Below are 21,070 nucleotides of genomic sequence, written 5' to 3' on the forward strand. Positions count from 1 at the left end.
TAAAAAAAAGGCCGCTGATTCGCATCAGCGGCCTTTTTGCTTGCAGCCCCCGCGCCTACCCAGCGCGCGGGGAACTGTACGGGATTCCGCTTATTCGGCGGAATCGTCCGTGCCGGCGTCGGAAGCCGGGGCCTGATCGTCCGCGCCCACCGTAACCGGCGAGTCTTCGAACGGGTTGGCCTGCTGGCGAGCGGCTTCGCGTTCCGCCGCCTCCAGCTCTTCCTTGTCGCGGCGTGCGTGGTGGTAAGCCAGGCCGGTACCCGCCGGGATGAGGCGGCCGACGATGACGTTTTCCTTCAAGCCACGCAGGTCGTCGCGCTTGCCCATGATGGCGGCTTCGGTCAGGACACGCGTGGTTTCCTGGAACGAAGCGGCCGAAATGAACGAGTCGGTCGACAGCGAGGCCTTCGTGATACCCAACAGCACGTTGTCGTAGGTTGCCGGGATACGGTCTTCGGCAGCCATGCGATCGTTGGCGTTCAGCAGTTCGGAGCGCTCGACTTGCTCGCCCGGGATGAACTCGGTATCACCAGCGTCAACGATGTTCACACGACGCAGCATCTGACGAACAATCACTTCGATGTGCTTGTCGTTGATCTTCACGCCTTGCAGACGGTACACGTCCTGCACTTCGTCGACGATGTACGTCGCCAGCTTCTCGATGCCTTGCAGGCGCAGGATGTCGTGGGGATCGGCCGGGCCGTCCACAATCATTTCGCCCTTGTTCACCACTTGGCCGTCGTGCACCAGAACCTGCTTTTCCTTCGGAATCAGGAACTCGTGGCTCACGCCTTCCAGGTCGGTGATGACCAGACGCTGCTTGCCCTTGGTGTCCTTACCGAACGACACCGTACCGGTAACGTCGGCGAGCATGCCGGCGTCCTTGGGCGAACGGGCTTCGAACAGTTCGGCCACACGCGGCAGACCGCCGGTAATGTCGCGGGTCTTTTGCGATTCTTGCGGAATACGCGCCAGAACTTCACCCACGGCAACCTGCTGGCCGTCACGCACGGTAATCAGCGCGCCGACCGGGAACGAGATGTTCACCGAGTGATCGGTGCCGGCGATCTTGACGTCTTCGCCAGCTTCGTTGACCAGCTTGATCTGCGGACGCATGACGATCTTGCCGCCACGGGTCTTCGGCGTGATGACGACGAGCGTCGACAGGCCGGTGACTTCGTCCACCTGCTTGGCAACGGTCACGCCTTCTTCGATGTTCTCGAAGCGGACGGCGCCGCCGTATTCCGACACGATCGGACGGGTCAGCGGGTCCCACGTCGCCAGACGTGCGCCAGCCTTCACAGCTTCGCCATCGCCAACCAGCACGGTCGCGCCGTACGGGATCTTGTGGCGTTCGCGTTCGCGGCCGTTGTCGTCGAAGATCGCCAGTTCGCCCGAGCGCGAAATCGCAACGCGTTCGCCCTTGGCGTTCGTGACATAGCGCATCGTGCTGGCAAAGCCGACCAGACCGCTGGACTTCGTTTCGACCGCGCTGGCCAGAGCCGAACGCGACGCCGCGCCACCGATGTGGAACGTACGCATCGTGAGCTGCGTGCCCGGTTCACCGATGGACTGGGCAGCGATAACGCCAACTGCCTCGCCTTGGTTGACCGGCGAACCGCGACCCAGATCGCGGCCGTAGCAGTGTGCGCACAGACCGTGACGCGTTTCGCACGTCAGCGGGGTGCGGACCTTGACTTCGTCCACGCCGATGCGGTCGATGGTGTCGACCAGGTCTTCGTCCAGCAGGGTACCGGCGACGATGGCCGTTTCCTGCGTGTCCGGGTTGATGATGTCCACGGCGGCAACACGACCCAGGATGCGGTCGCGCAGCGGTTCGATGACTTCACCACCTTCCACCAGGGCCTTCATGTTGTAGCCCAGCGACGTACCGCAATCGTCCTCGGTGATCACCAAGTCTTGCGTCACGTCGACCAGACGACGAGTCAGGTAACCCGAGTTCGCGGTCTTCAGTGCCGTATCAGCCAGACCCTTACGCGCGCCGTGAGTCGAGATGAAGTACTGAAGCACGTTCAGACCTTCACGGAAGTTCGCGGTAATGGGCGTTTCGATAATCGAGCCGTCCGGCTTGGCCATCAGGCCGCGCATACCGGCCAGCTGGCGGATCTGGGCGGCCGAACCGCGGGCGCCCGAGTCAGCCATCATGTAGATCGAGTTGAACGATTCCTGGCGCACTTCTTCGCCGTGACGGTTCACAACCGGCTCGGTGGCCAGTTGTTCCATCATCGCCTTGCCGACCTTGTCGCCGGCCTTGCCCCAGATGTCCACCACGTTGTTGTAGCGTTCCTGGGACGTGACCAGACCCGACGAGTACTGCTTGTCGATTTCCTTCACTTCGCGGCTGGCTTCGGCCAGGATGCCTTCCTTGGCGGTCGGGATCAGCATGTCGCCCATGGCGATCGAGATACCACCGCGCGTGGCCAGCTTGAAGCCGGACTGCATCAGCTTGTCGGCGAAGATCACCGTGTCGCGCAAGCCGCAACGGCGGAACGACTGGTTGATCAGGCGCGAAATTTCCTTCTTCTTCAGGGCCTTGTTCAGGACCGTGAAGGGCAGACCCTTCGGCAGAATTTCGGACAGCAGCGCGCGGCCGACCGTCGTTTCATGACGGCGGATCACGGGTTGCCATTCGCCTGCCTCGTCGCGCTCGTGCTCTTTCAGACGCACGGTCACGCGGGATTGCAGTTCGACTTCGCCGTTGTCGTAGGCGCGTTGCACTTCAGCGACGTCGGTGAAGAAAATGCCTTCGCCGCGGCCGTTGATGCGCTCACGCGTCGTGTAGTACAGACCCAACACGATGTCTTGGGACGGCACGATCGACGGTTCGCCGTTGGCCGGGAACAAGACGTTGTTGGACGCCAGCATCAGCGTGCGCGCTTCCAGCTGGGCTTCCAGCGACAGCGGCACGTGGACAGCCATCTGGTCACCGTCGAAGTCGGCGTTGAACGCCGCGCAAACCAGCGGGTGCAGCTGGATGGCCTTGCCTTCGATCAGGACCGGTTCGAACGCCTGGATGCCCAAACGGTGCAGCGTGGGCGCACGGTTCAGCATGACCGGGTGTTCGCGGATGACTTCTTCCAGGATGTCCCAGACCACCGGTTCCTGGCTTTCCACCAGCTTCTTGGCAGCCTTGATGGTCGTGGCCAGGCCCATCATCTCCAGACGATTGAAAATGAACGGCTTGAACAGTTCCAGGGCCATCAGCTTGGGCAGACCGCACTGATGCAGCTTGAGCTGCGGGCCCACCACAATGACCGAACGGCCCGAGTAGTCGACGCGCTTGCCCAGCAGGTTCTGACGGAAACGACCGCTCTTGCCCTTGATCATGTCGGCCAGGGACTTCAGCTGGCGCTTGTTGGCGCCCGTCATGGCCTTGCCACGGCGACCGTTGTCCAGCAGCGAGTCAACGGCTTCCTGCAGCATCCGCTTTTCGTTGCGCAGGATGATTTCCGGCGCCTTGAGCTCCAGCAGGCGCTTCAAGCGGTTGTTGCGGTTGATGACGCGGCGGTACAGGTCGTTCAGGTCGGAGGTCGCGAAACGGCCGCCGTCCAGCGGCACCAGCGGACGCAGGTCCGGCGGCAGCACGGGCAGCACTTCCATGACCATCCACTCGGCCTTGATGCCCGACTTCTGGAAGCCTTCCAGCACCTTCAGGCGCTTGGAAATCTTCTTGATCTTGGCTTCCGAGCTGGTGGCCTTCAACTCGCCGCGCAGCGTTTCCACTTCGCGGTCGATGTCGATGGTGCGCAGCAATTCGCGCACGGCTTCCGCGCCCATCAGGGCACGGAAATCGTCGCCGTACTCTTCGGTCTTGGCGAGGAAATCGTCGTCCGACATGATCTGGCCGCGCTTGAGCGGCGTCATGCCAGGTTCGATCACGCACCAGGCTTCGAAGTACAGAACGCGTTCGATGTCGCGCAGGGTCATGTCGAGCACCATGCCCAGACGCGACGGCAGGCTCTTCAGGAACCAGATGTGCGCGACGGGGCTGGCCAGCTCGATGTGGCCCATGCGTTCACGGCGAACCTTGGCAACGGTGACTTCAACGCCGCACTTTTCGCAGATCACGCCACGATGCTTCAGGCGCTTGTACTTGCCGCACAAGCACTCGTAGTCTTTGATCGGGCCAAAGATCTTGGAGCAGAACAGACCGTCACGTTCAGGCTTGAACGTGCGGTAGTTGATGGTCTCGGGCTTGCGAACTTCGCCGTAAGACCACGAACGGATCTTCTCGGGCGAGGCGATGCCGATCTTGATGGCATCGAATTGCTCGTCTTGCGAGACTTGCTTAAATAGGTCGAGTAGCGCTTTCATTAGTTACGCTCCAAATCCATGTCCAGGGCCAACGAGCGGATTTCCTTCACCAGCACGTTGAACGATTCCGGCATGCCGGCGTCGATGACGTGGTCGCCCTTGACGATGTTTTCGTATACCTTCGTACGGCCGGTGATGTCGTCCGACTTCACCGTCAGCATTTCTTGCAGGGTGTACGCGGCGCCGTATGCTTCCAGCGCCCACACTTCCATTTCCCCGAAACGCTGACCACCGAACTGCGCCTTACCACCCAGCGGCTGCTGCGTGACCAGCGAGTACGGACCCGTCGAACGCGCGTGCATCTTGTCGTCGACCAAGTGGTGCAGCTTCAGGTAGTGCATGTAGCCAACCGTCACGGGGCGCTCGAATTTCTCGCCCGTGCGGCCGTCGAACAGCCATGCCTGCGTACGCGAAGGCGTCAGTGCCATGCGCTCGGCGACGTCGTCCGGATAGGCCAGCTCCAGCATCGTGGTGATTTCCTCTTCGGTCGCGCCGTCGAAGACGGGCGTCGCGAACGGCACGCCGTTCTTGAGGTTCTGGGCCATTTCCATGACTTCTTCGTCGGTCAGCTCGTCGATGCGGGCGCCGGAACCGGTCGTGTTGTAGACCTTGTCCAGGTAGGCACGGACGTTCTTGACCTGCGCAGTGCGCTCGTCGCGCAGCAGATCGGCAATGCGGTGGCCCACGCCCTTGGCAGCCCAGCCCAAGTGCACTTCCAGGACCTGACCGACGTTCATCCGCGAGGGCACGCCCAGCGGGTTCAGAACGATGTCGGCCGGCGTGCCGTCAGCCATATGCGGCATGTCTTCCACCGGGGTGATACGCGAGACCACGCCCTTGTTACCGTGACGGCCGGCCATCTTGTCGCCAGGTTGCAGACGACGCTTCACGGCCAGGTAGACCTTGATCATCTTCAGCACGCCCGGGGGCAGCTCGTCGCCCTGCGTCAGCTTCTTGCGCTTCTCTTCGAAGGCCAGATCGAACTGGTGACGCTTCTGCTCCAGCGATTCCTTGGCTTGCTCCAGCACGACAGCGTGCGGCTCATCGGCCAGACGGATGTCGAACCACTGCCAGCGGTCCAGATCAGCCAGGTAAGCCTTGGTGATCGTGGCGCCCTTGGCCAGCTTGCGCGGGCCGCCGTTGACGGTCTTGTTGACCAGCATCTTTTCGATACGGTCGAACTGGTCGTTTTCAACGATGCGCAGCTGGTCGTTCAGGTCTTGGCGATAGCGGCGCAGTTCATCGTCGATGATGGACTGGGCGCGCTTGTCGCGCACGATGCCTTCACGCGTGAACACTTGCACGTCGATCACGGTGCCGGTCATGCCCGAAGGCACGCGCAGCGAGGTGTCCTTAACGTCGGACGCCTTTTCACCAAAGATGGCGCGCAGCAGCTTTTCTTCCGGCGTCAGCTGGGTTTCGCCCTTGGGCGTGACCTTGCCGACCAGCACGTCGTCGGCGCTGACTTCGGCGCCAATGTACGTGATGCCCGAATCGTCCAGACGGTTCAGTTGCGTCTCAGCCAGGTTGCTGATGTCGCGCGTGATTTCTTCCGGACCCAGCTTCGTGTCGCGGGCAACAACCGTCAGTTCCTCGATGTGCACCGAGGTGTAGCGGTCATCGGCAACAACCTTCTCGGAGATCAAGATCGAGTCTTCGAAGTTGTAGCCGTTCCACGGCATGAACGCGATCAGCATGTTCTGACCCAGGGCGAGTTCGCCCAGGTCGGTCGATGCGCCGTCAGCCAGCACGTCGCCCTTGGCGACCTTGTCGCCACGCTTGACGATAGGACGCTGGTTGATGTTCGTGTTCTGGTTGGAACGGGTGTACTTGATCAGGTTGTAGATATCGACACCGACTTCGCCGGCGACGTTTTCTTCGTCGTTCACGCGAATCACGACGCGCTCGGCATCAACGTGGTCGACCAGGCCGCCACGCAGTGCTTGCACGGTCGTGCCCGAGTCAACGGCCACGGTGCGTTCGATACCCGTACCCACGACCGGCTTTTCCGGACGCAGGCAAGGCACGGCCTGACGTTGCATGTTGGCGCCCATCAGTGCGCGGTTTGCGTCGTCGTGCTCAAGGAACGGAATCAGCGAAGCGGCAACCGACACGATCTGCGACGGGGCAACGTCCATGTAGTGCACGTTGGCCGGCGAGGTCAGCATCGTTTCGCCTGCTTCACGGCAAGCGACCAGGTCGTCGACGAAGGCGCCTTGCTCGTCCAGCGCGGCGTTAGCCTGTGCAATGACGTAGTGGCTTTCTTCGATGGCCGACAGGTAATCGATCTGCTCGCTGACGCGGCCGTCGATAATCTTGCGGTAAGGCGTTTCCAGGAAGCCGTACTCGTTCAAGCGAGCGTACAGCGCCATGGAGTTGATCAGACCGATGTTCGGGCCTTCCGGCGTTTCGATCGGGCAGACGCGGCCGTAGTGGGTCGGGTGCACGTCGCGGACTTCAAAGCCGGCGCGCTCGCGGGTCAGACCACCGGGGCCCAGTGCGGAAACGCGACGCTTGTGCGTGATTTCCGACAACGGGTTGGTTTGGTCCATAAACTGCGACAACTGGCTCGAACCGAAGAACTCCTTGATGGCAGCCGAGATCGGCTTGGAGTTGATCAGGTCGTGCGGCATCAGGTTTTCGGTCTCGGCCTGGCCCAGACGTTCCTTGACGGCACGCTCGACACGCACCAGGCCGGCGCGGAACTGGTTTTCGGCCAGTTCGCCAACGCAACGCACGCGACGGTTGCCCAAGTGATCGATGTCATCGATCTGGCCACGGCCGTTACGCAGCTCAACCAGCACCTTGATGGTTTCAAGGATGTCTTCGTTGGTCAGCGTCATCGGACCGGTGATGTCTTCACCACGGCCCAGACGGCTGTTGACCTTCATGCGGCCCACGCGCGACAGATCGTACGTCTCTTCGCTGTAGAACAGACGTTGGAACAGCGCTTCCACCGCTTCTTCGGTGGGGGGCTCGCCAGGACGCATCATGCGGTAGATGGCAACACGCGCGGCCATCTGGTCGGCGGTTTCATCAGTGCGCAGGGTTTGCGAAATGTACGGACCACGGTCCAGATCGTTCGTGTAGAGCGTCTGGATGTCGTAGACGTTCGAGGCGCGCAAGGCGCCCAGCACGCTTTCCGTGATTTCGTCGTTGGCATTGGCGATGACTTCGCCGGTATCTTCGTCAACGATGTTCTTGGCCAGCACACGGCCGTACAGGAAGTCTTCCGGCACGGAGATGCGCTGGATGCCGCCGGCAGCCAGGTCGCGCAAATGCTTGGCATTGATGCGCTTGTCTTTTTCGACGATGACCTTGCCATCGCGGTCCGAGATGTCGAAGCGGGCCATTTCGCCCTTCCAACGCTCGGGCACGAATTCCATCATGGCGCCTTCGCTCTTGAGTTCGAAGTTATCGAAGTCAAAGAAGTTGGCCAGGATGGATTCCGGCGTCATGCCGATGGCCTTGCACAGGATCGTGACAGGCATCTTGCGACGACGGTCGACGCGGAAGAACAGGACGTCCTTCGGGTCGAATTCGAAGTCCAGCCACGAGCCGCGGTAAGGAATCACGCGGGCCGAGAACAAGAGCTTGCCGGAGCTGTGCGTTTTGCCGCGGTCGTGTTCGAAGAACACGCCAGGCGAACGGTGCAGCTGCGACACGATGACACGCTCGGTGCCATTGATGACAAAGGAACCCGTGCTGGTCATGAGCGGAATTTCGCCCATGTAGACTTCTTGTTCCTTCACTTCTTTCACGGTCGGCTTGCTGACTTCGCGGTCAAGCAGCACCAGGCGGACCTTGGCTCGCAGGGGCGAGGCATAGGTCAGACCACGTTGCTGACATTCCTTGACATCGAACACCGGTTCGCCGAGCACGTAGCTCACGAACTCCAAGCGCGCCATACCGTTGTGACTAACGATCGGGAAAATCGACGAGAACGCCGCCTGCAAACCGTCGGCTACGCGATCGGACGGGGCGGTATCCGCCTGCAGGAAAGTTAGGTAGGATTGAAGCTGTGTCGCCAAAAGGAAAGGAACGTTTTGAACGTCTTCACGCTTGGCGAAGCTTTTGCGGATGCGCTTTTTTTCGGTGTACGAGTAAGGCATGAGCACTCCGACTCGAGGTTGCATGGGCCGTCAACCACGGCCCTAGGTGATACGACTCCAGGAAACCCCCCTGAAAGGGCATACCCCCAGTAGGGGTTTCCTGGAAACGCAAAAGCCCGGGGACTGCAAACTGTGCTGTCCCCGGGCAGTTGACGCAGGTCTTACTTGACTTCGACCTTGGCGCCAGCTTCTTCCAGCTTCTTCTTGGCGGCTTCGGCGTCAGCCTTGGCCACAGCTTCCTTGACGGGCTTCGGAGCGCCGTCAACCAGGTCCTTGGCTTCCTTCAGACCCAGACCGGTCAGCTCGCGCACGGCCTTGATGACGCTGACCTTGTTCGCGCCGGCTTCCAGCAGGACGACGTTGAACTCGGTTTGCTCTTCAGCAGCGGCAGCAGCGCCACCAGCGGCGGGAGCAGCAACAGCGACAGCGGCGGCAGCAGCCGACACGCCGAACTTCTCTTCCATTTCCTTGATCAGCTCGGACAGCTCGAGCACGGTCATGCCAGCGATGGCGTCAAGGATTTCAGCTTTGTTAAGTGCCATTTTTAAGAACTCCAAATATTTTGGTAATGCCAGGGTTTGGGTGTCGCTTCGTCGTTCAGCGAATTCCGGACAGCAGGGCGGTTAGGCCGCTGCCTTTTGGTCGCGCACAGCCGCGAGGCCACGGGCGAACTTGGTCGGAACTTCGTTGAGCGTACGCACGAATTGCGCGATCGGGGCTTGCATGGTGCCAAGCAGTTTCGACAGCAACTCTTCGCGGGACGGCATGGTGGCCAAGGCCTTCACACCATCTTGAGTCAGCAGGCTGTTGGGCAATGCGCCCGCCTTGATGACCAGCTTGTCGTTGCTTTTCGCGAAACCAGCGATAACCTTGGCCGCCGAAACCGGATCAGTGCTGATGCCATAGATCAGCGGACCGGTCAGTTGCTCAGCCAACGGCTCGAAAGCCGTGCCGGCAACAGCACGACGGGCCAGCGAGTTCTTCAGAACTCGCAGATACACGCCCGATTCACGCGCAGTTTTGCGCAGTACGGTGACAGAGGCGACGTCCAGACCACGGTACTCAGCGATAACAATCGATTGTGCCTTGGCGACTTCAGCCGAGACTTCCTCGATTACCACCGCTTTCTCTTGACGATTGAGACTCACGGTTTGAACACTCCATCAAAAGACGCCTGGGGCCGGAGCCTTGCGCGTCAACCGAATGCGGCGCCTGGTCGAGTTCTTCGTGTAAAGAAATCTTCCTGGGGACGCCGTCTACGCTGGATCCGAACTAGATGAGCTTCGGGATTAAGCGGGGCAGCGGGGGTGCGAGCACCGTTCCACTACCCTGCTCCAGCGGTCTTTGACAGCAACATCCGGAGGAATCCGGATGCAGCCCAAAGTACGTTTACTGCTGTTGGCTTAGTTGGAAGCCGACAGCGAGGCAATTTCAACGCGAGCACCGCCGCCCATCGTGGACGAAACGGCCAGCTTGCGCAGGTAAATGCCCTTGGCAGCTGCGGGACGGGCCTTTTGCAGGGCGTCGACCAGAGCAGCTAGGTTGGTTTGCAGCTGTTCCACGCCGAACGACGCACGGCCGATCGTTGCGTGGATGATGCCAGCCTTGTCGGTACGGTACTGAACCTGACCGGCCTTGGCGTTCTTGACAGCGGTGGCGACGTCAGGCGTCACGGTGCCGACCTTCGGGTTCGGCATCAGGCCACGGGGACCCAGGATCTGGCCCAGGGCACCCACGACACGCATCGTGTCGGGCGAAGCGATGACCACGTCAAAGTCCATTTGACCGGCCTTGATCTGGTCAGCCAGGTCGTCCAGGCCAACGATGTCGGCGCCGGCGGCCTTGGCGGCTTCAGCCTTGTCGCCTTGGGCGAACACGGCAACGCGAACCGACTTGCCGGTACCGGCGGGCAGCACGACCGAACCGCGAACCAGTTGGTCCGACTTCTTCGGGTCGATGCCGAGCTGCACGGCCACGTCAATGGATTCATTGAACTTGGCGACGGCGGTTTCCTTGACCAGGGTCAGGGCTTCAGCGACCGGGTACAGCTTGGTGCGGTCGATCTTTTGTGCAATAGCGGCGGCGCGCTTAGACAGTTTTGCCATGATTAGATCCCCTCAACCGTGATGCCCATGCTGCGGGCGCTGCCAGCGATCGTACGCACAGCGGCGTCCAGATCAGCGGCGGTCAGATCGGGGCCCTTGGCCTTGGCGATTTCTTCAGCTTGGGCGCGGGTCAGCGTGCCGACCTTGTCGGTATGCGGCTTGGGCGAACCCTTTTGCACACCGGCAGCCTTCTTGATGAGGACCGTCGCGGGCGGGGTCTTCATGATGAAGGTGAAGCTCTTGTCCGCGAAGGCGGTGATCACCACCGGAATCGGCAGACCAGGCTCCATGCCTTGGGTCTTGGCGTTGAACGCCTTGCAGAATTCCATGATGTTCAGGCCGCGTTGACCCAGTGCCGGGCCAATCGGGGGGGAGGGGTTAGCTTTACCAGCCGGTACTTGCAGCTTGATAAAGCCGACGATCTTTTTCGCCATGCTTTGCTCCTTGCGGGTTATATCGCCCCGGCGTTAACAGCCTGGGCTCCCCGGGGGTTGAAATCAGGTCTTTTCGACCTGGCTGAAATCGAGTTCGACGGGTGTGGCGCGACCAAAAATGGTGACCGACACGCGCACCTTGCTCTTTTCGTAATTGACTTCTTCGACGTTGCCGTTGAAGTCTGCAAACGGACCTTCCTTGACCCGAACCATCTCGCCCACTTCGAAAAGAATCTTGGGGCGGGGCTTCTCGACACCCTCTTCCATCTGGGAGAGAATCTTTTCGACTTCCTTTTCGGAAATCGGGGTCGGACGGTTGCCCGAGCCACCCAAAAAGCCGGTGACGCGGTTCGTGTTCTTGACCAGATGCCACGTTTCGTCGGTCAGGTCCATTTCTACCAGGACATAACCGGGGAAAATGCGGCGTTCGGTGATCGATTTTTGACCACCCTTGACCTCGACGACTTCCTCGGAGGGCACAAGGATGCGACCAAAGGACGTTTGCAAGGCCGCGCGCTCGATGCGCTCTACCAGGGCCTTGTGAACGCTCTTTTCCATGCCGGAGTACACATGGACGACATACCAACGCTTACTCATTCGCCGTCCTTATTTCCAGCCCAACAACAGGCCGTAAAGAATCCATTCGATGCCCTTGTCGAGCACCCACATGAAAATGCCCATGACCGCCACGAACGCAAAAACGATACCCGTCATTTGGGTCGTTTCCTTGCGGGTGGGCCATGCGACACGCTTGACTTCGTTGTAGGACTCGCTGGCAAAGCTCAGGGTGCGGCGGCCGGGCTCGCTGAACCAGGCAATTGCGGCTGCAATCACAAGGCCGCCGACAAACACGCCGATACGTGCAGGCATCGGCTGTGCGCTAAGCACGGAAAACCCGACGATGCCAGCAATAACGACGAGAACCGCCAGGCCGAGCTTGACCCGGTCGGCGGTGCTAGTTACGGTTTCTACGCTGGTATTAGACATATTGCGACGCGAGCCGCCGTGAATGCGTAACTCGCGATGATCTCCCGCGGGTTTATCCTGGCGGTGGCAGGGGCAGTAGGAATCGAACCTACAACCTTCGGTTTTGGAGACCGACGCTCTGCCAATTGAGCTATGCCCCTAAAACACTACTGGCTTGCACTACATTCACTGACTTTCCGCTCAGCGCCTACGCGCAGGGTCACGGAACCGAACATCATACTACTTTTACAGCAAAGATGGATAGAGGGACTTGAGAGTCCACTCTACCCATCTGGGTATTGCTTACTTCAGGATCTTGGCGACGACGCCGGCGCCGACGGTACGACCGCCTTCACGGATAGCGAAACGCAGGCCTTCTTCCATGGCGATGGGAGCCAACAGCTTGACCGTCATGGCCACGTTGTCGCCCGGCAGAACCATTTCCTTGTCGGCCGGCAGCTCGATCGTGCCCGTCACGTCCGTCGTGCGGAAGTAGAACTGGGGACGATAGCCTTGGAAGAACGGAGTGTGACGGCCGCCTTCTTCCTTGGACAGGATGTACACCTCGGACGTGAAGTCCGTGTGCGGGGTGATCGAGCCCGGCTTGGCCAACACTTGGCCGCGCTGGACGTCTTCACGCTTGGTGCCGCGCAGCAGGATGCCCACGTTGTCGCCAGCTTGACCTTGGTCCAGCAGCTTGCGGAACATTTCAACGCCCGTGCAAGTCGTCTTGACCGTCGGCACCAGGCCCACGATTTCGATTTCTTCGCCGACCTTGACGATGCCGCGTTCGATACGGCCAGTCACCACCGTGCCACGACCCGAGATCGAGAACACGTCTTCAACCGGCATCAGGAACGTGCCGTCCACGGCGCGCTCGGGCGTCGGGATGTACGAATCCAGTGCAGCGGCCAAAGCCATGATGGCTTGCTCGCCCAGTTCGCCCTTGTCGCCTTCCAGCGCCAGCTTGGCCGAACCCTTGACGATCGGGGTGTCATCACCCGGGAAGTCGTACTTGGACAGAAGTTCGCGAACTTCCATTTCCACCAGCTCGAGCAGCTCGGCGTCGTCAACCATGTCAGCCTTGTTCAGGAAGACGATGATGTACGGCACGCCAACCTGGCGGCTCAGCAGAATGTGTTCACGCGTTTGCGGCATCGGGCCGTCAGCGGCCGACACAACCAGAATCGCGCCGTCCATTTGCGCCGCGCCCGTGATCATGTTCTTCACATAGTCAGCGTGGCCCGGGCAGTCAACGTGAGCGTAGTGACGCGCTTCGGTTTCGTACTCGACGTGGGCGGTGTTGATCGTGATGCCGCGAGCCTTTTCTTCAGGAGTCGCATCGATCTGGTCGTAGCCCTTGGCTTCGCCACCGAACTTGTTCGACAGAACGGTCGTGATAGCTGCCGTCAACGTCGTTTTGCCGTGGTCAACGTGACCAATCGTACCCACGTTCACGTGCGGCTTGGTACGTTCAAACTTGCCTTTTGCCATGGCTGACTCCTGACCTGGATTGCGCTTCAGACTGAAGAAAAGAACTTGGAAATTTGTGGTGCCCATGGCGCGGATCGAACGCGCGACCTCTCCCTTACCAAGGGAGTGCTCTACCACTGAGCCACATGGGCATTTAAAAATCTTGGAGCGGGTGAAGGGAATCGAACCCTCGTCGTAAGCTTGGAAGGCTTCTGCTCTACCATTGAGCTACACCCGCGGCATACCCATTCACCATCTCTTTATCCCAAACCCTCAAAATCAAGGCCCGGGGAACCTTACAACCCTCTTTGCGAAGGCCGCCCAGTTCCCTAGGCCTAATTTTAAAAATCCAGGCAGACATCGCCTGGATTTATAGAGTTGGGTCTCTGGTGGAGGAGATTGGATTCGAACCAATGTAGGCGCAAGGCCAACAGATTTACAGTCTGCCCCCTTTAACCACTCGGGCACCCCTCCAGCGGAGAACTTGAGATTATGAACACTTTCGAATCCGGTGTCAAACGCTTCGGATGAAAATATTCAAAACTTTTGTTCAACCACTCGCGTTTCCGCGCAGAGGGGCCGAAGTTTACAGGTTTCCGCGAATTGCTGCTTGCAAAAGTTGCGAATAAGCGTCGGCGGTGAAATTTACGGGGTTGGTTCCCCCTGAGGGATCCTCGCTGGCCATGCGCCCTACCCGCTCGACCTGCCCTTCGTCGATGCCGATCTCGGCCAGCGTGTGGGGGATGCCCACCGCCTCGCGCAGCCTCAGCACCCAGTCCAGCACCGCGCCCGGACCATCCCCGGGCAAATCCAGATAACGCGCCAGCGCCTCCAGTCTTGGCGCGACGGCATGCTGGTTTGCTTTGAGCACGTAAGGCATCAGGATCGCGTTGAGCATGCCGTGATGGGCGTCGTACAGCGCCCCCAACGGATGCGCCAGCGCGTGCATGGCGCCCAGGCCGCGTTGGAATGCCGTGGCGCCCATCGTCGAGGCCACCAACATCTGCTGGCGTGCCTGCAAGTCGGTGCCATCGGCCACCGCTTGCGGCAGGTATTCCTTGATGATGCGCATGCCTTCAACCGCGATGCCGGCCGCCATCGGATGAAAGACCGGCGAACAATACGCTTCCAGGTTGTGCGACAGCGCGTCCATACCGGTGGCGGCGGTAATTCTTGCGGGCAGGCCGACGGTGAGTTCGGCGTCCAGGATCACGACGGCCGGCAACATGCGCGCGTGAAAAATGATGCGCTTGACCTGCGCGGCCTCGTCGGTGATGACCGATGCACGGCCCACCTCCGACCCCGTGCCGGCCGTGGTGGGCACCGCTACCACCGGCGCCATGCCCGCCACGTTCACCCGCAGATGGTTATCGCCGATATCTTCGAAATCCCACAGCGGGCGGTCTTGTCCCACCATCAACGCAATCGCCTTGGCGGCATCCAACGCCGATCCGCCCCCAAATGCAATGACGCCGTCGTGCCCGCCCTGCCGATAGGCGAGAACACCGTCTTCCACGTTACGCCCTGTTGGATTGCCCTTGATCTCGTGAAATACCTCGCAGTCCAGCCCCGCCTGGCGGCAGGCGCGCGCGGCGTCGGACACCATGGGCAACGGCGCCAAGCCCGGATCCGCGACAAGCAACGGCCGGCGCATGCCCAGTTCCCGGCACCACTCGGGCAGCTCCTTGATTCGGCCGGGTCCGACCTTCATCGCAGTCGGGTAATTCCAGTTAACGCTGGGCACAGTCATGGTTCGATTCCTGACATGGTTCGATTCCTGATTAACGTCGTGTCAAAGCGCTGTCTCAGACGCTGCGTAGATGAAAGGACTTGGCTTGGGTCAGCTGCTCGTAACCGACTACGGACAGGGATACCCCCCGCCCCGAGTGCTTCACGCCGGTCCAGGCCAGCGCCGGATCCAGGTAGTCGCAACGGTTCATGAAGAACGTGCCCGCCTGCACCTGCCGGCCTAGCGATAACGCGGCGTCTTCATCCTGCGTGAAGACGGCGGCCGTGAGCCCGTAGGGGCTGTCATTCATCAGAGCGACCGCATCGTCATCACCATCGACCGGCATGATGCCTACGGCGGGACCGAAACATTCGTCGCTCATTACGCGCATGCGATGGTTTACTCGCGTAAGGATGGCAGGCGCGACATAACACGAGCCTTCGCTCGCATTAGGAAAATATGAGGGATCAATCGCGTTCTGCGCACCCGCCGATATCGCTTCTGCAATGACGTCGCGAATTTCTGCCGCCGCGCGCGTGCGAACCACCGGCCCCAACGTCGTGTCGGAATGCAGCGGATTGCCCAGTACATAGTCTTGCGTCAGCGCAACGGCGCGCTCGACAAATTCGTCGTACCGCGACCGCGCCACGTAGATCCGCTGAATGCCGCAGCAGGATTGCCCCGAGTTGAAGAACGCGCCGTCCACCAGGGATTCCACCGCGTGATCCAGCTTGGCGTCCTCGCGCACGTAAGCGGGGTCGTTACCGCCCAATTCGAGTCCCACGCCGATAAACCGGCCGGCCGCGCTCTCCTCGATGCTGCGCCCCCCACGCACCGAGCCCGTGAACGACACATAGCCGATCTCGGGTGCGCGAACCAGCCGCTGCGCGGTGTCATGGTTGGCATGGAGATACTGGAACACGCCCGTGGGCGCACCGGCGTCCCGAAACGCGCGATCGATCAGTTCCGCGCACAGCGGCGTCTGGTCGGAGTGTTTAAGGATGACGGTGTTGCCCGCCATCAACGCCGGGACGATGCTGTTCACGGCGGTCAGCAGCGGATAGTTCCACGGGGCTATCGTCAGCGCAACGCCGATGGGCTCGCGGCTGATGAAGCGGGTAAAGCCCGATTGCTCGGGCACGCGGATCGGCGCCAGCGCTTGCTCGGCGATCGCAATCATGTGGCGCGCGCGTGATTCGAATCCGCCCACCTCGCCGGGCGTGTATCTCAAGGGCCGGCCCATCTGGATGGTGATCGCCCGTGCGATCTCCTCGCGTGCCGCGACAAAGCTGTCGACCGCCGCCGACACAATGCGCCCCCGCTCGGCGATGCTCAACGCTTGCCACGCGCGCTGAACCTGCCGGGCCTGTTCCAACGCTCGCGCGACCTGCGCATCGTCGGCGTAGGCGCGGCGCACAACCTCGCGCCCGTCGATGGGACTGATGGTGATGAGTTCCTGAGTCATGGTCGCCCTATGCAAGCGTTGGCTTTGCGTTCAGATATCAGATGATCTCGAAATAACGCGCCAGCTCCCAGTCGGTGACGTGGCGCCGGAACTGCCGTTCTTCCCATTCGCGCGTTGCTGCGAAATGCTCGACGAACGCATCACCGAACAGATGGCGCGCCGCGTCTGACCCGCGCAGGCGCTGCGCGGCGTCCCACAACGTCGTGGGCAGGTGCAGATGCGCGGGAAATTGTTGTGTGTAGGCGTTGCCCTGCACCATGGGTTCCGGGGTCAACCCCTGTTCGATGCCGTACAGGCCGGACGCCAGCGCGGCCGACAGCGCCAGATAAGGATTGGCGTCCGCCGAGCCGATGCGCACTTCCACCCGCTGCGATTTATCACTGCCCGGAATGAGCCGCAGGGCCGTGGTGCGATTTTCCATGCCCCACGTGGCGTCCAGCGGCGCCCAATAGCCGGGCACCAGCCGCGAATAGCTGTTGATGTTCTGCGCGTACAACACCATGAATTCGGGCAGGTAACGCTGCACACCCGCCATGAACGCAACCTGCGTCGCGCTCATTCCATGCGGCTGCGACTTATCGTAGAACGCCGACTGCCCGCTTTTCTTGTCGCGCAAAGACAAGTGGATGTGGCCGCTTTGGCCCGGATGCTCGTGCGACCACTTGGCCATGAACGTGGCCATCAAGCCGTTCTGTTGCGCCAGCGCCTTGGCGAAGGTCTTGAACAGAAATGCCTTGTCGCCGGCCAGGGCCGCCTGGTCCACCGCCAACGCCGCCTCCAGCACGCCCGGCCCCGTCTCGGTGTGCAGGCCTTCGATGGGCATGTCCATGCGCTCGCATAAATCAAGCAGCTTGCGGTAGAAGTCCCCTTCGACCGTACTGCGCAGCACCGAATAGCCGAAGTTGCCCGGCGTCCAGTTTTCCATGTTGCGATAGTGCTTGGCGCGCACCGAGTGCGGCGTTTCACGGAACATGAAGAATTCATATTCCAGCGCGGCGTAGACGTCGAACCCCATGTCCGCCGCACGGTCCAGCGTGCGGTGCAGCAGGCGACGCGGGCAGATGGCGGCGGCGTCGCCCTCGAACTCGGCCAGGAACAACAACATGTCTTCGCCGTTCGGGCCTTGCTCAAGCGGCAGGCGGCGCGCGGTTTGCGGCACGATACGCAGTTGCGCGTCGGGGTATGCGGTGTGCCAGCCCGTGTATTGCGTGTTGTCGTAGAGCTGATCGTCCAGATCCCAGCCCAGCACCACGTCGCAAAATGCCAGGCCGGAGCGCAGCGCGCCAAGGAACTTGTCACGCCGCAGGTACTTGCCCAACATGACGCCGTCGACGTCGGACAAGCCCACCTTGATGTGCGAAAGCGCGCTGGCCTGCACCAGCCGCTCCGCGTCTTCCACCGATGCTACCCCTAGCGAATGCATGCTTGTTCACCTTGTGGCTGAAGCCTTGCGTGGGACTGCGGACAAACGCCGCGGCCCCCGCTTGCGGGACAAGGGAAACCTACCGGCGTGTTCTCAGGGTTTTTCCGAGTCTAGACACCTTGCCGCGAATTTGCAGCCCTGTGCGTGCAGTATTTTCCCTAGGTTGCAGGGTCGGGGGCAGCCGGGCCAGGGCCTCAGTCCAGTGACACGCCAGCCGTTTTCACCATGTCGGCCCAGTACACGGTGTCTTCCTGCAGGCGCGTCTTGAAGGCGTCGGGCTGGCTGCCCACCGGCCAGCTGCCGCCGCTGTTGATCTTGGCAATCACGTTGGGCGACTTCATTGCCTGCGCCACGGCCTGCGCCAGGTACGCCACGCGCTCGGGCGGCGTGCCCGCCGGTGCGAACAGGCCATACCAGTCGTCCGCCGTAATGCCGTCCAGACCGCTTTGCTTGAGGGTCGGCGCCCCCTTGAAAATGCCGATGCTGTTCTCGTGGCTCAGGGCCAGGATGCGCAGCTTGCCGGCGGCCACCATCGGTTCAGCAGACGCTGGCGACGTAATCAGCATGTCGACCGTGCCGCCCATGAGATCCGTGATGGCCGGGGCGGCGCCACGATATGGCACGTGCACCAGATTCACGCCCGCCTTCTTGGACACCAGCGCTCCCATCAGATGGCTCATGGTGCCGTTGCCGGGTGTCGCGTACGTGATGATGCCCGGTTGCTTGCGCGCGGCGTCCAGGTAGTCGGAAAGTGTCTTGTAGGGGCTTTCGGTGCGAGCCACCAAAACCAGCGGCGCGGACGTGATCTGCGAAATCGGCGTGAAATCCTTGACCGGATCAAAGCCGACGTTTTTGTACAGGCGCGGGTTGACCGCCATGACACTGGTTTGCGACATCACCAGCGTGTAGCCGTCGGGCTTGGCGCGGGACACCTGCGCAGTGCCCACGTTGCCGCCGGCGCCCGAACGATTTTCGACCACCACGCTCTGACCCGTGATGGCGCCCACCTCCTGCGCGATCAGGCGGGCGACGTTGTCGTTGCCGCCCCCGGGGGGAAACGGCGACACGACGGTGATGGCCTGCTTGGGATAGTCGGCCGGCGCCTTCAGCGTCTGCGCCTGGACCTGGACTTGCAATGCGCCGGCCAGCAGCAAACCGGCGGCAGTCAATGCGGCCCAGCCGCGTGCGTGTTGTACGTGTCGTACGTGTTGTGCTTGTTGTGCTTGTTGTGCATGTCCTGCATGTTGTGCTTGATGCTTCATCTGGATTTCCCCTTGTGTCGGCGGCCGGATACTCGGCCGTCCCCTGCATGTCGGTTCGCCATGAACCGTCCGCACCCCGGCGGCAAACGCCGGGGCGTAATGATCGATCTGATGCGTTGTAAGCACCGCGCGGTCTCTGCGGACCGTCACGGCAGCGTCAGCGCGGCGGCTCAGCCCGCCGCGAAGCGATAGCCCGCCAATTCGCGGTCATCAATCTGCTTGACCAGGTTGGTCTCCCACGACAGGTATTGCCGCGCCGCCGCCTTGTTGCCGTCGTGGCGGTCATGCACGAAGAACAGATAGTCGATGCACTCGCTATCGGCGGGCCGGTCGGGCGTGGATTCCTGCGGGATGCCAGCCGCCGACCAGCTTGCCGGCGTACCGATGTTCACCTTGATGTCGGCGATGCCCAGCGCCCGCAGATCCTTGGCGGCCCATGCGGCCAACGCGGCATCCTCCGCCAGCAGGATGACGGGTTGGCCGGCATGCAAGTCCAGGCGATCAAGACGCGGCCGAATGGACCAACGCGCCCCCGCGATGTGCCCGGCGCGATAGCGCATGCCCGGGCGGATATCGATGGCTTGTGCACCGGTGCGCAAGGCCGCCGCCAGAGCCTCGTCGGACAGCATCGAGACGGCCGGCGTGTCCGCCCGTGGCTCGACGGGATCAAGGACCGCGCCGGTGCCCTCTTTCAGCACGCAGGCGTCCCAACCCATCTGCCGCAACCAGCTTGCCGTCACGGGCGCGCGCACGCCTTCGGCGTCGAACACGACGATGCGCGCGCCGCGCACGGCCAGGTACTGGTCGGTGGCCTGCACCAGCTGGCCACCGGGCGCATGCTGCGCGCCAGGCAGCGACCCCTGCGCGAATTCCTCCGCGCTGCGCACGTCGCACAGGAAACTGGTGCGCGACGTGTCGCGCAGCCATTGCCGCACGGTGGCGGCATCCACGATCGGCACGCCGTGGCGCGCAGCCAACCGCGATGAACGCTCGGCAAGCGCAGGCAAGGCTTCCGTTTCGATTCCGTCTTCGTAACGGCGGCGTGCGCCGTGTTCCAGTTGCAGGTCTTCCAGATACCAACCCTGCGTGCCGTTTTCCAGCGCATAGACGGGGTTAGGCACGCCTAGGTTGATCAGCGTCTGCGCGCCGATGATGCTGCGGGTGCGGCCCGCGCAATTGATCACGATCGTGGTCTTCGCATCCTTGGCCAGCGTGTGTACGCGCAACGCCAGTTCACCGTTGGGGCAGCAGATGCCGCCGGGAATGCTCATCTTCTGGTATTCCGCATACGGCCGACCGTCAAGCACGATCAGATCATCGCCTCGCTCTTGGCGCGCAGCCAATTCCCGCGCGCTGATACGGGGGGTGTGGAAAACTTCTTCAGCCAGTTCGCCGAACGTTTTACTGGGCACGTTCACGCCCGCGAAGGCGGCGTAACCGTCGCGCTGCCACTGGGCGATGCCGCCGGCCAGCCGATGCACCTGCTGATAGCCCAGGTCGCTCAGCGCCCGGGCGGCGCGCGCGGCCGTCTGGTCATCGCCGCCCTCGTCGTACACCACCACCCGCGCATTGCGTCGGGGGGCCAGACGCACGATGTCCACTTCAAGCCGGCTGTACGGCACGGGCGCGGCGTAAAACAGGTGCGACTCACCATATTGGCCGTGTTCGCGCACGTCCAGCAAGGCGATTTCCTGGCCATCGTGCAGCCATTGCTTGAGCGTATGCGCGTCGATGTCGGCGGCGGGGGAAGCGGAGGTTGCGTGCAT

At 61.7% G+C, this 21,070-nt stretch carries 14 protein-coding genes and 4 tRNA genes; all 18 read right to left on the reverse strand.

The window, feature by feature from the left end:
- Positions 1–90: 90 nt before the first annotated feature.
- Positions 91–4,335, reverse strand: a complete 4,245-nt coding sequence (gene rpoC / locus KYT87_RS29405; RefSeq protein WP_046806048.1) for a DNA-directed RNA polymerase subunit beta' — start codon at positions 4,333–4,335, stop codon at positions 91–93.
- Entirely contained in the window at positions 4,335–8,447 is a 4,113-nt protein-coding gene (rpoB, locus tag KYT87_RS29410) for a DNA-directed RNA polymerase subunit beta (protein WP_046806049.1), read from the reverse strand. The genes rpoC and rpoB overlap by 1 nt, the downstream gene beginning before the upstream one ends.
- Before the next feature lie 161 nt (positions 8,448–8,608).
- Positions 8,609–8,989 (reverse strand): 50S ribosomal protein L7/L12, encoded by a 381-nt coding sequence (gene rplL / locus KYT87_RS29415; RefSeq protein ID WP_006216571.1) that lies wholly within the window; start codon positions 8,987–8,989, stop codon positions 8,609–8,611.
- Between the two features lie 81 nt (positions 8,990–9,070).
- Complete coding sequence (gene rplJ, locus KYT87_RS29420) at positions 9,071–9,595, reverse strand: 50S ribosomal protein L10 (RefSeq protein WP_006216572.1); 525 nt, start codon at positions 9,593–9,595, stop codon at positions 9,071–9,073.
- A 255-nt stretch (positions 9,596–9,850) separates the two neighbouring features.
- Complete coding sequence (rplA, locus tag KYT87_RS29425) at positions 9,851–10,552, reverse strand: 50S ribosomal protein L1 (protein ID WP_006392088.1); 702 nt, start codon at positions 10,550–10,552, stop codon at positions 9,851–9,853.
- A gap of 2 nt (positions 10,553–10,554) precedes the next feature.
- Positions 10,555–10,986 carry a 50S ribosomal protein L11 gene (rplK, locus tag KYT87_RS29430; protein ID WP_046806050.1) on the reverse strand — a complete coding sequence of 144 codons (432 nt, stop codon included), beginning with the start codon at positions 10,984–10,986 and terminating at the stop codon, positions 10,555–10,557.
- A 63-nt stretch (positions 10,987–11,049) separates the two neighbouring features.
- Entirely contained in the window at positions 11,050–11,583 is a 534-nt protein-coding gene (gene nusG, locus KYT87_RS29435; protein WP_006216576.1) for a transcription termination/antitermination protein NusG, read from the reverse strand.
- A gap of 9 nt (positions 11,584–11,592) precedes the next feature.
- Complete coding sequence (gene secE, locus KYT87_RS29440) at positions 11,593–11,973, reverse strand: preprotein translocase subunit SecE (RefSeq protein ID WP_046806052.1); 381 nt, start codon at positions 11,971–11,973, stop codon at positions 11,593–11,595.
- A 64-nt stretch (positions 11,974–12,037) separates the two neighbouring features.
- Positions 12,038–12,113, reverse strand: a tRNA-Trp gene (locus KYT87_RS29445).
- 142 nt (positions 12,114–12,255) lie between these two features.
- Positions 12,256–13,446: an elongation factor Tu gene (tuf, locus tag KYT87_RS29450; RefSeq protein WP_006221899.1), complete on the reverse strand. Its 1,191-nt coding sequence runs from the start codon at positions 13,444–13,446 to the stop codon at positions 12,256–12,258.
- 56 nt (positions 13,447–13,502) lie between these two features.
- Positions 13,503–13,577, reverse strand: a tRNA-Thr gene (locus KYT87_RS29455).
- 12 nt (positions 13,578–13,589) lie between these two features.
- Positions 13,590–13,663 (reverse strand) — tRNA-Gly (locus KYT87_RS29460).
- Between the two features lie 149 nt (positions 13,664–13,812).
- Positions 13,813–13,899 (reverse strand) — tRNA-Tyr (locus tag KYT87_RS29465).
- 112 nt (positions 13,900–14,011) lie between these two features.
- A complete protein-coding gene (locus tag KYT87_RS29470; protein ID WP_219991448.1) occupies positions 14,012–15,175 on the reverse strand; it encodes an iron-containing alcohol dehydrogenase in 1,164 nt (387 codons plus the stop codon).
- A 55-nt stretch (positions 15,176–15,230) separates the two neighbouring features.
- The gene (locus KYT87_RS29475) at positions 15,231–16,619 is read right to left on the reverse strand and encodes an aldehyde dehydrogenase family protein (RefSeq protein ID WP_219991449.1); all 1,389 of its coding nucleotides are present in this window, start codon (positions 16,617–16,619) and stop codon (positions 15,231–15,233) included.
- A gap of 37 nt (positions 16,620–16,656) precedes the next feature.
- A complete protein-coding gene (locus KYT87_RS29480) occupies positions 16,657–18,042 on the reverse strand; it encodes a glutamine synthetase family protein (protein ID WP_219991450.1) in 1,386 nt (461 codons plus the stop codon).
- A gap of 194 nt (positions 18,043–18,236) precedes the next feature.
- Entirely contained in the window at positions 18,237–19,304 is a 1,068-nt protein-coding gene (locus KYT87_RS29485; RefSeq protein WP_255593745.1) for a tripartite tricarboxylate transporter substrate binding protein, read from the reverse strand.
- 170 nt (positions 19,305–19,474) lie between these two features.
- Positions 19,475–21,070 carry a rhodanese-like domain-containing protein gene (locus tag KYT87_RS29490; protein ID WP_370638792.1) on the reverse strand — a complete coding sequence of 532 codons (1,596 nt, stop codon included), beginning with the start codon at positions 21,068–21,070 and terminating at the stop codon, positions 19,475–19,477.

This window comes from Achromobacter sp. ES-001 (assembly GCF_019448355.1).
GTDB lineage: Bacteria > Pseudomonadota > Gammaproteobacteria > Burkholderiales > Burkholderiaceae_B > Achromobacter > Achromobacter spanius_B.

Coding starts and splice junctions, on each gene's coding strand:
- rpoC (WP_046806048.1), bottom strand. CDS start 4,335: ATGAAAGCGCTACTCGACCTATTTAAGCAAGTCTCGCAAGACGAGCAA.
- rpoB (WP_046806049.1), bottom strand. CDS start 8,447: ATGCCTTACTCGTACACCGAAAAAAAGCGCATCCGCAAAAGCTTCGCC.
- rplL (WP_006216571.1), bottom strand. CDS start 8,989: ATGGCACTTAACAAAGCTGAAATCCTTGACGCCATCGCTGGCATGACC.
- rplA (WP_006392088.1), bottom strand. CDS start 10,552: ATGGCAAAACTGTCTAAGCGCGCCGCCGCTATTGCACAAAAGATCGAC.
- rplK (WP_046806050.1), bottom strand. CDS start 10,986: ATGGCGAAAAAGATCGTCGGCTTTATCAAGCTGCAAGTACCGGCTGGT.
- nusG (WP_006216576.1), bottom strand. CDS start 11,583: ATGAGTAAGCGTTGGTATGTCGTCCATGTGTACTCCGGCATGGAAAAG.
- secE (WP_046806052.1), bottom strand. CDS start 11,973: ATGTCTAATACCAGCGTAGAAACCGTAACTAGCACCGCCGACCGGGTC.
- tuf (WP_006221899.1), bottom strand. CDS start 13,446: ATGGCAAAAGGCAAGTTTGAACGTACCAAGCCGCACGTGAACGTGGGT.
- KYT87_RS29470 (WP_219991448.1), bottom strand. CDS start 15,175: ATGACTGTGCCCAGCGTTAACTGGAATTACCCGACTGCGATGAAGGTC.
- KYT87_RS29475 (WP_219991449.1), bottom strand. CDS start 16,619: ATGACTCAGGAACTCATCACCATCAGTCCCATCGACGGGCGCGAGGTT.
- KYT87_RS29480 (WP_219991450.1), bottom strand. CDS start 18,042: ATGCATTCGCTAGGGGTAGCATCGGTGGAAGACGCGGAGCGGCTGGTG.
- KYT87_RS29485 (WP_255593745.1), bottom strand. CDS start 19,304: ATGAAGCATCAAGCACAACATGCAGGACATGCACAACAAGCACAACAA.
- KYT87_RS29490 (WP_370638792.1), bottom strand. CDS start 21,070: ATGCACGCAACCTCCGCTTCCCCCGCCGCCGACATCGACGCGCATACG.